This is a genomic window from Mesorhizobium sp. B264B1B, assembly GCF_020165765.1.
GTDB lineage: Bacteria > Pseudomonadota > Alphaproteobacteria > Rhizobiales > Rhizobiaceae > Mesorhizobium.
Genome location: NZ_JAIUIS010000016.1, coordinates 29,828 through 44,638, shown reverse-complemented (window position 1 = coordinate 44,638; position 14,811 = coordinate 29,828). Strand labels below are relative to the sequence as shown.

Annotated in this window: 14 protein-coding genes; 3 read left to right on the top strand and 11 right to left on the bottom strand. The window is 64.0% G+C overall.

Going from position 1 to position 14,811, the window contains the following annotated elements; genetic code table 11:
* Positions 1–146: 146 nt before the first annotated feature.
* Positions 147–686 (bottom strand): 50S ribosomal protein L19, encoded by a 540-nt coding sequence (gene rplS / locus LB547_RS26330; RefSeq protein ID WP_140518090.1) that lies wholly within the window; start codon positions 684–686, stop codon positions 147–149.
* 305 nt (positions 687–991) lie between these two features.
* On the opposite strand from rplS, the gene LB547_RS26325 reads away from it, so the two are divergent.
* Complete coding sequence (locus LB547_RS26325; RefSeq protein ID WP_140518089.1) at positions 992–1,744, top strand: sulfite exporter TauE/SafE family protein; 753 nt, start codon at positions 992–994, stop codon at positions 1,742–1,744.
* On the opposite strand, the gene trmD is transcribed toward LB547_RS26325, so the two are convergent.
* Together trmD and rimM are read right to left on the bottom strand one after the other, a co-directional pair.
* On the bottom strand, positions 1,726–2,427 hold the full coding sequence (gene trmD / locus LB547_RS26320) for a tRNA (guanosine(37)-N1)-methyltransferase TrmD (RefSeq protein ID WP_140492755.1): 702 nt from the start codon (positions 2,425–2,427) through the stop codon (positions 1,726–1,728). The genes LB547_RS26325 and trmD overlap by 19 nt on opposite strands.
* A complete protein-coding gene (rimM, locus tag LB547_RS26315; RefSeq protein ID WP_140518088.1) occupies positions 2,424–3,023 on the bottom strand; it encodes a ribosome maturation factor RimM in 600 nt (199 codons plus the stop codon). The genes trmD and rimM overlap by 4 nt, the downstream gene beginning before the upstream one ends.
* A 284-nt stretch (positions 3,024–3,307) precedes the next feature.
* Here rimM and LB547_RS26310 point away from each other — a divergent pair, with 284 nt between their 5' ends.
* Both LB547_RS26310 and LB547_RS26305 read left to right on the top strand, forming a co-directional pair.
* Positions 3,308–4,246, top strand: a complete 939-nt coding sequence (locus LB547_RS26310) for a tyrosine recombinase XerC (protein WP_140492761.1) — start codon at positions 3,308–3,310, stop codon at positions 4,244–4,246.
* Between the two features lie 174 nt (positions 4,247–4,420).
* Positions 4,421–5,488 carry a TraB/GumN family protein gene (locus LB547_RS26305; RefSeq protein WP_140559275.1) on the top strand — a complete coding sequence of 356 codons (1,068 nt, stop codon included), beginning with the start codon at positions 4,421–4,423 and terminating at the stop codon, positions 5,486–5,488.
* Positions 5,489–6,050: 562 nt separating this feature from the next.
* Here LB547_RS26305 and lpdA read toward each other — a convergent pair.
* The 8 genes from lpdA to LB547_RS26265 all read right to left on the bottom strand — a co-directional run bounded on the left by lpdA (position 6,051) and on the right by LB547_RS26265 (position 14,811).
* Positions 6,051–7,454: a dihydrolipoyl dehydrogenase gene (lpdA, locus tag LB547_RS26300; protein ID WP_140566666.1), complete on the bottom strand. Its 1,404-nt coding sequence runs from the start codon at positions 7,452–7,454 to the stop codon at positions 6,051–6,053.
* Positions 7,455–7,480: 26 nt separating this feature from the next.
* Positions 7,481–8,236: an SDR family oxidoreductase gene (locus tag LB547_RS26295; RefSeq protein ID WP_140554849.1), complete on the bottom strand. Its 756-nt coding sequence runs from the start codon at positions 8,234–8,236 to the stop codon at positions 7,481–7,483.
* Positions 8,233–8,691 (bottom strand): hypothetical protein, encoded by a 459-nt coding sequence (locus LB547_RS26290; RefSeq protein ID WP_181167599.1) that lies wholly within the window; start codon positions 8,689–8,691, stop codon positions 8,233–8,235. Before LB547_RS26290 ends, LB547_RS26295 begins: the two co-directional genes overlap by 4 nt.
* A gap of 86 nt (positions 8,692–8,777) precedes the next feature.
* Positions 8,778–10,064 (bottom strand): 2-oxoglutarate dehydrogenase complex dihydrolipoyllysine-residue succinyltransferase, encoded by a 1,287-nt coding sequence (gene odhB, locus LB547_RS26285; protein ID WP_140759188.1) that lies wholly within the window; start codon positions 10,062–10,064, stop codon positions 8,778–8,780.
* Between the two features lie 46 nt (positions 10,065–10,110).
* Entirely contained in the window at positions 10,111–13,095 is a 2,985-nt protein-coding gene (locus tag LB547_RS26280; protein ID WP_140759190.1) for a 2-oxoglutarate dehydrogenase E1 component, read from the bottom strand.
* A 138-nt stretch (positions 13,096–13,233) separates the two neighbouring features.
* On the bottom strand, positions 13,234–14,136 hold the full coding sequence (sucD, locus tag LB547_RS26275) for a succinate--CoA ligase subunit alpha (RefSeq protein WP_140559278.1): 903 nt from the start codon (positions 14,134–14,136) through the stop codon (positions 13,234–13,236).
* A 26-nt stretch (positions 14,137–14,162) separates the two neighbouring features.
* Positions 14,163–14,579, bottom strand: a complete 417-nt coding sequence (locus LB547_RS26270) for a PIN domain-containing protein (RefSeq protein ID WP_033838548.1) — start codon at positions 14,577–14,579, stop codon at positions 14,163–14,165.
* Complete coding sequence (locus LB547_RS26265) at positions 14,506–14,811, bottom strand: hypothetical protein (protein ID WP_140759192.1); 306 nt, start codon at positions 14,809–14,811, stop codon at positions 14,506–14,508. The genes LB547_RS26270 and LB547_RS26265 overlap by 74 nt, the downstream gene beginning before the upstream one ends.

Below are 14,811 nucleotides of genomic sequence, written 5' to 3'. Positions count from 1 at the left end.
TCCAAAATTAGTTTGTACACGATTATTTAGTCTACCATATTATAGAAATCAATCCCGCTTTGGAAGCCCGCATTTGGCAAAAGGCGGGCTCCGAAACGAAAAAAGGCGGCCGAAGCCGCCTTTTTTTAAGAATATCTGTCTAAACCTTATTCGGCGGCGGCGGCTTCCGCAGCCTTCGCGGCCTCGTCGGCGGCCTTCTTCTCGGCGGCTTCCTTGGCGGCTGTCTCGGCGGCCAGCGCCTGCGCGGCGGCAACCTTCTCGGCCTCGATGCGCGCCTTCTCGGCGTTCAGCGCGTCGCGCTCCTCATCATTGAGCTTGCGGGCGCGCACGCCGGTGTTCTCCGAAATACGGGCCGACTTGCCGCGACGGTCGCGCAGATAATAGAGCTTGGCACGACGCACCTTGCCGCGACGCACGATCTCGACGCCTTCGACCATTGGCGAAAACACGGGGAACACGCGCTCGACGCCTTCGCCGTAGGAGATCTTGCGGACGGTGAAATTTTCCTGGAAGCCCGAACCGGCACGGGCGATGACGACGCCTTCATATGCCTGGACGCGGGTGCGGGTGCCTTCGGTCACGCGGACCTGGACGCGCACGGTGTCGCCGGGCTGGAATTCGGGAAGCTTGCGCTTTGCTTCGATCTTGGCGGCCTGTTCGGCCTCGATCTGACGGATGAGATCCATCTCAATAATCCACTTCTTGTTCTTCCGACAGTCAGAGCGCCCGGCGCTCGCCTTGCAGTTCCAATGACCGCTCGGCTATGCCCTTTGTTCGAAAACATCGGGCAGGGGCGACTACACCGCCATTGTTGACGGGTCCGGCAGATTTCTCCCGGTTCGGCGGGCACATACAGCTATTTCGACGCTTTGTCACGTCTTGGCCGCGTCTTTTTTGCTCGCGTGCACCATCGTATCTGTCCACTACCGGGTTGCAAGGGCCCTTCAAGCTGCCTAAGGCGGGGCAACCATAGTTCTCCGGCGGCATCCTCATGTCCTTTTTCGACGCGGTCCTGCTATTCATGGCGGGTTTTCTTTCCGGCGCCGCCAATGCGGTCGCGGGCGGCGGCACCTTCATCACCTTCGGTGCCATGACCTTGGTCGGCCTGCCGCCGATCGTCGCCAACGCGACCTCCTCGGTGACGCAATTTCCCGGCTACATCACCTCGACGCTGGCCTACCGGGACGACATCCGCCATTTCTGGCGTGGTGCCCTGCTGCTCTGCCTGATATCGGCGCTCGGCGCACTGGCCGGCGCGCTTATCCTGCTGGCGCTGGACAATCCGTCATTTCGCGTCCTGGTGCCATGGCTGCTGCTGGCCGCGACGGCGCTGTTCGCCGCCGGGCCGTGGCTGAAGCCCGCACCCAAGCCGGGGCATGAGGCTTCTGTGGGCTCGTTGGCCGGCTCGCTGGCGCAGTTCGTCACCGCCATCTATGGCGGCTTCTTCGGGGCCGGCATGGGCGTGATGATGCTGGCGACGCTCGGCCTGACCCAGGCCGGCGACTACCACCGCCTGAACGCGCTGAAAAACATGCTGGCCATGGTCATCGCAGCGGTCGCCATCGTCGTCTTCGTCTCGGGTGGCGTCGTCGCCTGGCCGCAAGCGATCATCATGATCCCCGGCGGCGCGTTGGGCGGCTATGCCGGCGTGTGGATCGCCAAGCGCGTGCCGCAGAACGTGGTGCGTGGCTTCGTCGTCGCGGTCGGGCTGTTCCTGGCTTTCTACTATTTCGCCAAGGGCTGAGGAGAGCCGAGCAAGTCCGGCCGCCGTTCTCGAGTCAGCTTCTCCGACTGTGCCCGCCGCCACGCCGCGATCTTGCCGTGGTTGCCCGAGGTCAGCACCTCGGGAATAGGCCGGCCCTCGAAATCCTGCGGCCGCGTGTAGTGCGGGTGTTCGAGCAGGCCGTTTTCAAAGCTCTCTTCTTCACCCGACACCGCATTGCCCATGACGCCGGGCAGCAGCCGCACGACCGCGTCGAGCAGCACAAGCGCCGCCGGCTCGCCACCGGACAGAATGAAGTCTCCGACCGAGACTTCCTCCAATCCTCGCGCGTCGATCACCCGCTGGTCGATGCCTTCGAAGCGGCCGCACAGGATGACGGCGCCCGGCCCGGCGGCCAGTTCGCGCACGCGCGCCTGCGTCAGCGGCTTTCCACGCGGGCTCATCAGCAGCCGTGGCCGCAAATCGCCTTCGGGCGAGGCATGGTCGATCGCCCTGGCCAAGACATCGGCGCGCATGACCATGCCGGCGCCGCCGCCGGCCGGCGTGTCGTCGACAGTGCGGTGGCGGTCGGTTGCGAAGTCGCGGATCTGGATCGCCTGCAGCGACCATGTACCGGCCTCCAGCGCCCGCCCGGCCAGCGAAAGGCCAAGCAGACCCGGAAACATTTCCGGGTAGAGCGTAAGCACGGAGGCGGAGAAGCTCACCGGTTGCCCCCGGCGTCCCTCGGGCCGCGCGGCCTGCCCTTCGGGTCGAAGCCTTCCTCGCGCGGCGCTTCGCCGTCCTCGTCCTCGACCAGTCCGGCCGCCGCCTGGTTGACGCGCACAAAACCCTCGGCGATGGACACTTCGGGCACCGCGGCCTGCGTGAACGGGATCAACACGCCCTTGCGTCCGGCCAGCGTCACATCGAGGATGTCGCCGCCGCCGAAATTGTGCACGGCGACGACCTTACCAAGGACGGCTCCCGTATCGTCCCGAACCTCCAGACCGATCAGGTCGGCATGATAGAATTCGTCTTCCTCGCCGTCATCGGGCAGCATGGAGCGATCGACGAACAGCTCCGTGCCGGCCAGCGCCTCGGCCGCGTTGCGGTCGCTGACGCCCTTGAAGCGCACCACGACCACGGTGTTGGCGGGCCTTATGTCGATGATCTGGAAGGCGCGGCCGTCCTTCGCATAAAGCGGCCCGTAATCGGCGAGCGCCAGCGGATCGCCGGTGAAGGTTTTGACGCGCAATTCGCCCTTGATGCCGTGGGCGGCGCCGATCACGGCCATCTGGACGGGGTTCTGGGGCTTGCTCATGGCGCGCTTTTACCTTCGTCATCCATGGGCGGAGCAGGCACGAAGCGACTGCGCAGACCCGTGGATCCCTTCCGTTACTGTGATCAAAACCGACGGCAGTTCAGAAAGGCTCACGGGTCTCGTCCCTGCAACTCTCTATTTGCGGATACCCCGTTTGGCCAATCACCACGGTTTTGACTTGCCGCCGGTCGACTCCTAGCCCCACCGGATTGTCATTTCAATGACGCCTCTTCACCGCTTCCTAACCCGGCTGCCGGAAAATGACGGCGAACCGGAACGACGCCATGCAGGAATTCCTTATCCCGGCAAAGCCCGACCTCCAGGCGGCGCGCGAAAGCTGGCTCAAGATGCTCGCGCGAGAACGTCGGCTGTCGCCCGAGACGGTGGAAGCCTACGAGCGCGACACCAGGCAGTTCCTGCATTTCCTGACGGGTCATAATGGCGGCCCGCCCGGCATAGCCGACATCGCCGATCTGCGCCCGGCCGACCTGCGCGGCTTTCTGGCCGCCCGCCGCAATGAAGGCGCAGGCGCCCGCACGCTCGGCCGGGGGCTGGCCGGCATTCGCTCACTCTTGCGCTTTCTGGAACGGCGTGGTCTCGCCAACGCAGCGGGCGCGGCGGCCCTGCGCGCGCCTCGCCAACCAAAGTCACTGCCGAAACCGCTGACGGCCAGTGACGCAAAACATGTCGTTTCCGTCGAGGGTCAATTGGCGGAGGAACCCTGGATCGCCGCCCGCAACGCCGCCGTGCTGACGCTGCTCTACGGCTCGGGCCTGCGCATTTCCGAGGCGCTCGGCCTTGCCGGCGCCGAACTGGCGTCGGAGGCCGACACGGTGCTGCGCGTCACCGGCAAGGGCGGCAAGACGCGGCTGGTGCCGGTGCTGCCGGTGGCGCTCAGGGCGGTTGCCGAATACCGCCGGCTGTGCCCCTACCATCTCGACCCCAAGGGCCGGTTGTTTCGCGGCGCGCGCGGCGGCCCGCTCAACCCGGCCATCGTCCAGCGCGAGATGGCCAAGCTGCGCTCGGCGCTCAACCTGCCGGACACCGCAACGCCGCACGCCTTGCGCCATTCCTTCGCCACGCATCTGCTCGGCCGCGGCGGCGACCTGCGCACCATCCAGGAACTGCTCGGCCATGCCAGCCTGTCGACCACGCAGATCTACACCGGCGTCGATACGTCGAGGCTGTTGGAGATCTATGAATCGGCTCACCCGAGGGCGTGAAGTATTGGGGTTGCGCGAGGCTTCCGGACTTCGCCACGGGATGATGAGGGGTGGGCGGCTCAACCAACCGCAAGCCGTTCAGTAATTCGAGCGATAGTCAAAACTGATTGAACCGAAGACAATTTCGTTCTCCGGGTTAACCGTTTTGCCGTTTTTCCAGCTTAGGAAAGGACCATGAAACGGGTCATCGTCATCGCCGACCGCGCTGCGCTCTTCTCGCTGAAGCTGCTCCTGGCGTTCCATGTGCTGTTCTTCCTGTCTCTGCTCGCCGTCCTGTTGTTTGCGGCGGGCAAGGCGCATGCCGAAATCCCGTCCTGCACCGGCGCCGACATGCTGTCGGCGTTGCAGAAAAGTGACCCGTCCACCTACCGCAAGATCGAGGCGGAAGCCGCCGCAACGCCGAACGGCAAGGGCCTGCTGTGGAAGCTGGAGAAGACGGGCGAACAGCCGTCCTTCCTGTTCGGCACCATGCATATGACCGACCCGCGCGTCACAGCGCTGCCGCCGGCGGCGCAGAAGGCCTATGACGGCGCCGGCACCATCGTCATCGAGACCACCGAAGTGCTCGACCAGCAGAAGATGATGGCGGCCCTGCTCAAGCAGCCGGAGCTGATGATGTTCACCGACAGCACCACGCTGTCGTCGCTGCTGTCGCCCGACGACGCCGCGGCGGTCGACAAGGCGCTCGACGAACGCGGCATCCCGCCGGCAACCGTCGCCAAGATGAAGCCGTGGATGCTGTCGGCCATGGTGGCGCTTCCAGCCTGCGAGCTCGCCCGCAAGGCGGGCGGCGCGCCGGTGCTCGACGTCAAGCTTGCCGAGGATGCCAAGGCCTCCGGCAAATCCGTCGAAGGGCTGGAAACCGTCGCCGACCAGCTGCGCGCCATGGCTTCGCTGCCGATGGCGTTCCACATGAAGGGACTGGTCGACACGCTGAAGCTCGGCGACAAGATGAACGACGTCAACGAAACCATGATCGTGCTCTACCAGCGCGGCGAGACCGGCATGTTCTGGCCGCTGTTTCGCGCCGTGCTGCCCGGCGAGACGGGCGACGCGACAGGCTATGCGGCGTTCGAGCAGACCATGATCACCAGCCGCAACAAGGCGATGGTCGATCATGCCGGACCATTCCTCGCCAAAGGCAGTGCCTTCATCGCCGTCGGCGCGCTGCATCTGCCCGGTCCCGAGGGCCTGGTCGAGGATTTCCGCAAAGCCGGCTATACTGTCACCGCTGTCGATTGAGTCGCGTGGGCAGCGGAGGAATCAGGCGCCGCGTTTTCGGCGCTTTCCTTCCCTAGCGTGAAACCCCATCGACGGTTGCGCGTTGATGGCTGTTGATTGATCATTTTCATCCACGGAGGACACTTTTATGGCGAATCCATCAAACGACACGCCCAGATCAGGTGGCGGCGGCAGCCCTTGGCTGATTGCATTGGTCGTCGTTATTCTGGCGATTGTCGCGTATTATGTTTTCGGAAGAAGTGGTGAGCATCCGGCGACCGAACCGCCCGCCGCGAGCACACCGGCCCCGGCGCCAGCGCCCGCGGAGCCGATGAAGCCCGCCGAACCGGCTCCTGCCCCTGCCCCTGCCCCAGCACCCGCGCCGGCCCCTGCACCGGCGACACCGGCTCCTGCGCCAGCCCCAGCTCCCGCACCGGCCCAGTAATCGGGCCACGGCTTTCAACGAAGAACGGCCCGCCTTCCGGTGGGCCGTTCTGTTTGGGGCAGGCAAGGAGGCAATTCCCTCAAGGGAAGCGTTACGCGCTTGCCCGGGAAAACCGTTTCACGGTTTTCCTGGATCGTTCTAAATATGGATCGGCTTGAAGAACGTCGCCAATGCCGCTTCCTTCACTGCTTCCGACATGGTCGGATGGGCATGACAGGTGCGGGCGAGATCTTCCGACGAGCCGCCGAATTCCATCAGCACCGCCGCCTCGTGGATCATCTCGCCGGCGCCGAAGCCGACGATGTGAACGCCGAGCACGCGGTCGGTGGCCTTGTCGGCCAGGATCTTGACGAAGCCGTCGGTGTGCAGCATGGCGCGCGCCCGGCCATTGGCGGTGAACGGGAATTTCCCGACCTTGTAGTCGATGCCGGCCTTCTTCAATTCTTCCTCGGTCTTGCCGACCGAAGCGATCTCCGGGCTGGTGTAGACGACGCTCGGAATGACGTCATAGTTCACATGGCCGGCCTGGCCGGCAATGGTCTCGGCCACTGCCACGCCCTCATCCTCGGCCTTGTGCGCCAGCATCGGCCCGGCGATGACATCGCCGATGGCATAGATGCCTGGTACGTTGGTCCTGAGGTGCGCGTCGGTCTTGACCCGGCCGCGCTCATCGACCTCGACGCCCGCTTCCTTCAGGCCCAGGCTGTCGGCGAAAGCGCGGCGGCCGGTGGCGATCAGCACCATGTCGGCCTCGATCGTCTCGGCCGCGCCGCCTTTCACAGGCTCGAAAGTGACGCTGGCGCCCTTCTTGGCCTTGGCGACGCCGGTGACCTTGGCGCCGAGCCTGAATTCGAAGCCCTGCTTGGAGAGCAGCCGCTGGAATTGCTTGGAGACCTCACCGTCCATACCGCCGAGGATGGTGTCGAGGAATTCGACCACGGTGACCTTGGCGCCGAGCCGCGCCCAGACCGAGCCGAGCTCGAGCCCGATGACGCCGCCGCCGACCACGACGAGATGGCCGGGCACCTTGTCCAGCGACAGCGCGCCGGTCGAGGACACGATGACTTTTTCGTCGAAGTCGACCGTGACGCCAGGAATGCCGGCGACATCCGAGCCGGTGGCGATGACGATGTTCTTCGTCTCGATTTCCTCGACCTTGCCGTCCTCGCTCGTCACCGACACCTTGCCCGCCGCGACCACCGTGCCGATGCCGCGAAAACTATCGATCTTGTTCTTCTTGAACAGGAAGGCGACGCCGTTGACGTTCGCCGTCACCGTGGCATCCTTGTGCGCCATCATCTTCTTCAAATTGAGCTTCGGTGTCACTTCGACACCCAGTGTGTCGAAGGAGTGGCCGGCTTCGGCGAACATCTCGGAGGCATGCAGCAACGCCTTGGACGGAATGCAGCCGATGTTGAGGCAGGTGCCGCCGAAGGTCGGGTTCTTCTCGACCACCGCGACCTTCAGCCCGAGCTGCGCCGCCTTGATGGCGCAGACATAGCCGCCCGGTCCCGAGCCGATGATTACGACGTCATAAGCCATGTTTGTTTCCCTTTTTCTTGGGGCGCTCAGCGGCCGCCGCTGACGTTCAGGATCGCGCCGGTCGTATAGGACGCGGCATCGGACAACAGGTAGAGAACCGCGCCCGCGACTTCATCCGCGGTGCCGGCTCTTTTCATCGGCAGAAGATCGCGGAAGCGTTCTATCCGGTCCGGCTGTCCACCCGAGGCATGGATTTCGGTATCGATGATGCCCGGCCGCACCGCATTGACGCGGATGCCTTCCAGCGCCACCTCGCGGGCGAGCCCCATGGTGAAGGTGTCGATCGCGCCCTTGGACGCGGCGTAGTCGACATATTCGCCCGGCGAGCCCAGAACTGCCGCAGCCGACGAGATGTTGACGATGGATCCACCCGACCCACCGTGACGGCTCGACATCCGCTTCACCGCTTCGCGGGCGCAGAGGAACGACCCCACGACATTGATGCGCATCATGCGCTCCAGCCGTGAAACATCCATCTCATCGACCCGCGCCTTGACGTCGACGATGCCGGCATTGTTGACGAAAGCATCGAGCCGGCCATAGCCGCGGTCGACGGCTTCAAACATGGCAACGATATCGGATTCGACGCCGACATCGCCCCTGACCGCAAAGGCCTCGCCGCCTGCGGCCTTGATTTCGCCGACCAGTGCCTCGGCGGCGGTCTGGTGGGAGGTGTAGTTGACCGCTACGCGATAGCCAGCCTTCGACCCGAGCCGGCAGATCGCGGCGCCGATGCCGCGGCTGCCACCGGTGACCAGCAGCACCTTTTGCGTCCCGCTCATTCCTGGCATCCCTTCAAGGCAAACACGTCCGACGGCACTTTCGAAAACCCGGCGCCGCCATAGGCGGTGGATTGATGCAACACCGGACCGAGATCGGGCAGGATCAGCGTCTTCGGTGCTTCGACGCCTTCGGCCGGCAACAGGCCGATGCTGCCCTTTTCATCCGACGTATAGATGACGCCGCTCCACAAGGTGCAGGCGGCAAGCTCGGTGCCGGTAACGTCGCCTCCCGGGCATTTGTACATCAGCGCCCCGTTCGGCCGCGAAACACCTTCGTTCCATTGGACGATGCCGTTCAGCACCACATCGTTGTCGAGGATCAAGCGGAACGTGTTGGTGACGGTCGCCGACGTGCCGGTCGGCGTAAAATTGATCTCACTGCCGCTCTGGGCATCGCCGTAGACGGCGAGTTCGGCCGGGCATGCGGCATTAGCGTGGACAGCGGCGAATGCCATACCGGCCGCCAGCGCTATCGGTCTGGCAGGCCCAGGGAACAGGGCCATTATTGGCTACTCCGACCGCGAGCCGCCATCCGACCGCCTCACAGATCAAGCACCAGCCGTTCCGGATCCTCCAGACTTTCCTTGACGCGCACCAGGAAGGTCACCGCTTCCTTGCCGTCGACGATGCGGTGATCGTAGCTCAGCGCCAGATACATCATCGGCCGGATCACGATCTGGCCGCCGACCACCACGGGCCGGTCCTGGATCTTGTGCATGCCCAGAATACCCGACTGCGGCGCGTTGAGGATCGGCGTGGACATCAGCGACCCGTAGACGCCGCCATTGGAAATCGTGAACGTGCCGCCCTGCATGTCGGCGACCGACAGCTTGCCGTCGCGCGCGGCGATGCCGAGCCGGCCGATCTCCTTCTCGATCTCGGCGATAGACATCTGGTCGGCATCGCGCACCACCGGAACGACCAGACCCTTCTCGGTGCCGACGGCGACGCCGATATGGGCGTAGTTCTTGAAGATGATATCGGTGGCATCGATCTCGGCGTTGACCGAGGGGATTTCCTTCAGCGCGTGCGTGACGGCCTTGGTGAAGAAACCCATGAAGCCGAGCTTCACGCCGTGCTTCTTCTCGAACACGTCCTTGTACTTGGTCCTGAGCGCCATCACCGCTGACATGTCCACCTCGTTGAAGGTGGTGAGCATGGCGGCGGTCGACTGCGCTTCCTTGAGCCGGCGCGCGATGGTCTGGCGCAGCTTGGTCATGCGCACGCGCTCCTCGCGCGCCGCGTCGTTGCCTGAGGACGGCGCACGGGCAGCAACCGGCGCTGCCGGGGCCGGGGCCGCCTTCGGCGTCTCGGCCGGCTGCGACGGCGCACCCTTGGAGATGGCGTCGAGCACGTCGCCCTTCAGCACCTGGCCGCGCTTGCCGGAGCCGGAAAGCTGGTCGACCGACAGATTGTTCTCGGCGATCAGTTTCGCCGCTGCCGGCGCCGGCGGCATGGTGCGCGGCTCGACCGGACCGGCGTCGCCGGCGACCTTGGCGGTCTCGGCGGCGGCCTGTTTGGTGGTCTGCGCGGCGTCGGGGCTCGATGCCTGCGCCACGGCTTGCGGCTTGGTGACCGGTGCGGCGGCGGCGCCGGCCGAAATCGAGCCCAGAAGCGCGCCGACCCCGACCGTCTCGCCTTCCTTGGCCGCGATCTCGCCCAAGATTCCAGCGCCCGGCGAGGGAACCTCGACCGTCACCTTGTCGGTTTCGAGCTCGACCAGCGGCTCGTCGGCGGCAATGGCATCGCCCACCTTCTTGAACCATTTGCCGATGGTCGCCTCGGTGACGGATTCGCCGAGAGTGGGAACGCGGATTTCGGTAGCCATTGTGCCTGTCCGTTTCTATCTGTCTGTTCTATTCGCCCAATTCTGCCTACTCGCCGAGCGCATCTTCGAGCAAGGCGGCGAGCTGGGCGAGGTGCTTGGACATAAGCCCGGTCGCCGGCGAGGCGGCTGCCGGCCGGCCGGTGTAGCGCACCCGCTGGTGCTTGGCGTCGATATGCGCCAGCACCCATTCCAGATACGGGTCGATGAACGACCATGCGCCCATGTTCTTGGGCTCCTCCTGGCACCACACCATTTCGGCATTGCGGAAGCGCGACAATTCGGTGATCAGCGCCTTGGCCGGGAACGGGTAGAGTTGTTCGACACGCAGCAGATAGATGTCGTTGATGCCGCGTTTCTCGCGCTCCTCGTAGAGGTCGTAATAGACCTTGCCCGAGCACAGCACGACACGGCGGATCTTGGAATCCTTGGTCAGCTTGATGGCCTGGTTGGGCAAGAGCTGGGCATCGTCCCACAGCAGCCGGTGGAACGAGCTTTCGCCCGACATTTCCGGCAGCGTCGACACCGCCCGCTTGTGGCGCAACAGTGACTTCGGCGTCATCAGGATCAGCGGCTTGCGGAAGTCGCGCTTCAACTGCCGACGCAATATGTGGAAGTAGTTGGCCGGCGTCGTGCAGTTGGCCACTTGCATGTTGTCTTCGGCGCAGAGCTGGAGGAAACGCTCAAGCCGGGCAGACGAATGTTCCGGCCCCTGGCCCTCATAGCCATGCGGCAGCAGGCAGACGAGGCCCGACATTCTCAGCCACTTGCGCTCTCCGCTGGATATGAACTGGTCGAACACCACCTGGGCGCCATTGGCGAAGTCGCCGAACTGCGCTTCCCACAGCGTCAGCGCCTTCGGCTCGGCCAGGCTGTAGCCATATTCGAAGCCGAGCACGGCTTCTTCGGACAGCATCGAGTTGATGACCTCATAGCCCGCCTGCGCCGCCGACAGATTGTTGAGCGGGATGTAGCGGGTCTCGTCGCGCTGGTCGTAGAGCACGGAATGGCGCTGCGAGAAGGTACCGCGCTCCGAATCCTGCCCGGAGAGGCGGATCGGGTTGCCGTCGAGCAGGATGGCGCCAAAAGCCAGCGCCTCGGCCGTCGACCAGTCGATGCCTTCGCCGGATTCGATGGCCTGGCGGCGGTTTTCGAGGAAGCGGATGATCGTCTTGTGCGCCTCGAAATCTTTCGGCACCTCGGTCAGCTTCTTGCCGATCTCCTTCAGTGTCTTGGCCGGCACTGCGGTCTTGCCGCGCCGCTGTTCATCCTGGTTGTCGGCCGTACGCAGGCCCGACCAGGCGCCATCCAACCAATCGGCCTTGTTGGGCTTGTAATGCTGGCCGACTTCCCACTCGGATTCCAGATGCTCCCGCCAGTCGGCCTTGAGCTTGTCGAACTCGGCCTGCGTCAAGTGGCCTTCGGCGATCAGCCGGTCGGCATAGATCTGCACCGTTGTCTTATGGTTGCGGATGTTGCGGTACATGATCGGCTGCGTGAAGGCCGGCTCGTCGCCCTCGTTGTGGCCGAAGCGGCGGTAGCAGAACATGTCGACCACGACAGGCTTGTGGAATTTCATGCGGAATTCGATCGCCACCTTGGTGGCGTGCACCACGGCTTCCGGATCGTCGCCATTGACGTGGAAGATCGGCGCCTCGATCATCTTGGCGACGTCGGACGGATAGGGCGACGAGCGCGAGAAACGTGGGTTGGTGGTGAAGCCGATCTGGTTGTTGATGATGAAATGCAATGTGCCGGCAACGCGGTGGCCGCGCAGGCCCGATAGGCCGAGGATTTCGGCAATGACACCCTGGCCGGCAAAGGCTGCGTCGCCATGCAGCAAAAGCGGCAGCACCTTGGCCCGCTCTTCCAGCGGCACGATCTCCTCGCGACCGCGGCCGAACAGATAATCCTGCTTGGCGCGCGCCTTGCCCATCACCACAGGGTCGACGATTTCCAGATGCGAGGGATTGGCGGTCAGCGACAGGTGCACCTTGTTGCCGTCGAACTCGCGGTCCGAGGAGGCGCCAAGATGGTATTTGACGTCGCCCGAGCCCTCGACCTCGTCGGGTGCGGCCGAGCCGCCCTTGAATTCATGGAAGATGGCGCGATGCGGCTTGGCCATCACCTGGGAGAGCACGTTGAGGCGGCCGCGGTGCGCCATGCCGAGCACGATCTCCTTCAGCCCGAGCTGGCCGCCGCGCTTGACAATCTGTTCCAGTGCCGGGATCAGCGCTTCGCCGCCGTCGAGGCCGAAGCGCTTGGTGCCCTTGAACTTGACGTCGGCGAACTGCTCGAAGCCCTCGGCCTCGATCAGCTTCTGCAGGATCGCCTTCTTGCCGGTCGCGGTGAAGGAAATCTCCTTGTCGGCGCCCTCGATGCGCGCCTGGATCCACGCTTTCTCTTCCGGATCGGAGATATGCATGAACTCGACGCCCAGCGTCGAGCAATAGGTGCGGGTCAGGATGTCGAGCATCTGGCGGATGGTGCCGAATTCGAGCCCGAGCACATTGTCGAGGAAGATCGGCCGGTCGTAGTCGGCTTCGGTGAAGCCGTAATTCTCTGGCGAAAGCTCGTTGTAATCCTCGAGCGTGGCGATGCCGAGCGGGTCGAGATTGGCGTGCAGATGGCCGCGCATGCGATAGGCGCGGATCATCATGATGGCGCGCACGGAATCGCGCGTCGCCTGGTGCACGTCGGCGTCGGAAGGGGCGGCACCGTTGGCGGCAGCCTTCTCCTTGACCTTCTTTTCGATGTGCTTTTCGACCAGGCCCCAATTGCCGTCGAGCGCCGATACCAGCTCGCCATTGGCCTGCAGAGGCCAGGAGGGCTTGGCCCACGAGGCGCCCTTGGCGTTCTTGCGGACATCCCCGGCATCGTCCTTCAGGCCGGCGAAGAACTCCTGCCATTCGAGATTGACCGAGGCTGGATCGTCCTCATACGCCGCATAGAGCGCGTCGATATAATCGGCATTGCCGCCATAGAGGAAAGAGGTGAGCGAAAATTGGTCGTTGGCCTGATCTTGTCGTGCCATTTTGTCTGCGGAGCCTGGCTCCGTCTCCTTTCGAGGGGAATAGTGAGTAGTCAGTAAGGAGTAGGAAAAATGAAGACTTTCCCGTTCAGCTGCTACTCACCCGTTCTTCCCTTTTCACTACTCACTATTGACTACTCACTAGCCCTTAATTGCCTCGACCAGCGTCGTGCCCAGCCGGGCCGGCGATGGCGAAACTTTTATCCCGGCCGATTCCATTGCCGCGATCTTGTCTTCGGCGCCGCCCTTGCCGCCCGAGATGACCGCGCCCGCATGGCCCATGGTGCGGCCGGCCGGCGCCGTGCGTCCGGCGATGAAGCCCGCCATCGGCTTGCGGCGGCCGCGTTTGGCCTCGTCCTTGAGAAACTGCGCGGCGTCTTCCTCGGCCGAGCCGCCGATCTCGCCGATCATGATGATCGACCTGGTCTCGTCGTCGGCGAGGAACATTTCGAGCACGTCGATGAATTCGGTGCCTTTGACGGGATCGCCACCGATGCCGACGGCGGTGGTCTGGCCGAGGCCGACATTGGTGGTCTGGAACACGGCTTCATAGGTAAGCGTTCCCGAGCGCGAAACAACACCGACCGAACCCTTGCGGAAGATGTTCCCGGGCATGATGCCGATCTTGCATTCGTCGGGGGTGAGCACGCCGGGACAGTTCGGGCCGATCAGCCGCGATGTCGAACGGTCGAGCCGCGCCTTGACCTTGATCATGTCCATGACGGGAATGCCTTCGGTGATGCAGACGATGAGCGGGATTTCGGCCTCGATGGCCTCGATGATGGCTTCGGCAGCACCCGCTGGCGGCACATAGACGACGGAAGCGTTGGCGCCGGTCTTGGCCTTGCCCTCGGCGACGGTGGCGAAGATCGGCAGGTTCTCGCCCTTGGCGCCGGTCCAGGTCTCGCCGCCCTTCTTGGGATGGATGCCGCCGACCATCTTGGTCCCGTGATAGGCCAGCGCCTGTTCGGTGTGGAAGGTGCCGGTCTTGCCGGTCAGGCCCTGCACGAGCACCTTTGTGTTCTTGTCGACGAGAATGGACATGGTGAGAACGCCTCTGAATTCAGCGATTACAAGAAAGGATTGACGGCTCGCACCGAGCCATAAACCTGGTTGTGGTTGAGATCTTCGGTGTAGAAAATCGGCGCGCCGAGATATCCGGCTGCGGCAAGAAGCGCGGCGTCGTAGTAGTGGATTCCGTAGCGGCGGGCGAGGTCCAGTCCTGCGCGAACATAGCTTTCGTCGACAGGCACCAGCGGACAAGTGCCGAGGAGGACCAGCCATTGGTCGAGCAGATCATCCCCCAGAAGGGATTTTCCTCGCGCCACCGCTGTGAATTCGGCCAAGGTTTGCCCCGACACGCCAAAGACAGTGCTCGATACGAGGTCTTCTGCGATTGGCGCGCGACGTGGGTCACGATTCTTCTCCGAAGCCGCGTAGATCAGGACGTTCGTGTCGAGAAAGCAGTCGATCTTCCCGGTCGGCATAGGCGTCCCTTCGAACCCACTTGTAGGGGGTGTCGGCGCTGTCGCTCCGTTTCGCGGCCTCGTCCATAAGCCGCTTCATTCCCGCCTTGGCCCAGGCAATCCGATCTTCCTGCTCGACTTCATGCGCAAGCAGTGAACGAATGAGGGCGTTGAGCGTCGTCTTGCGACGTCCGGCAAGGCCTCGCGCCTTCTCGAGCAGGGCCTCGTCCATGGCCAGGGTGACGTTCTTCAT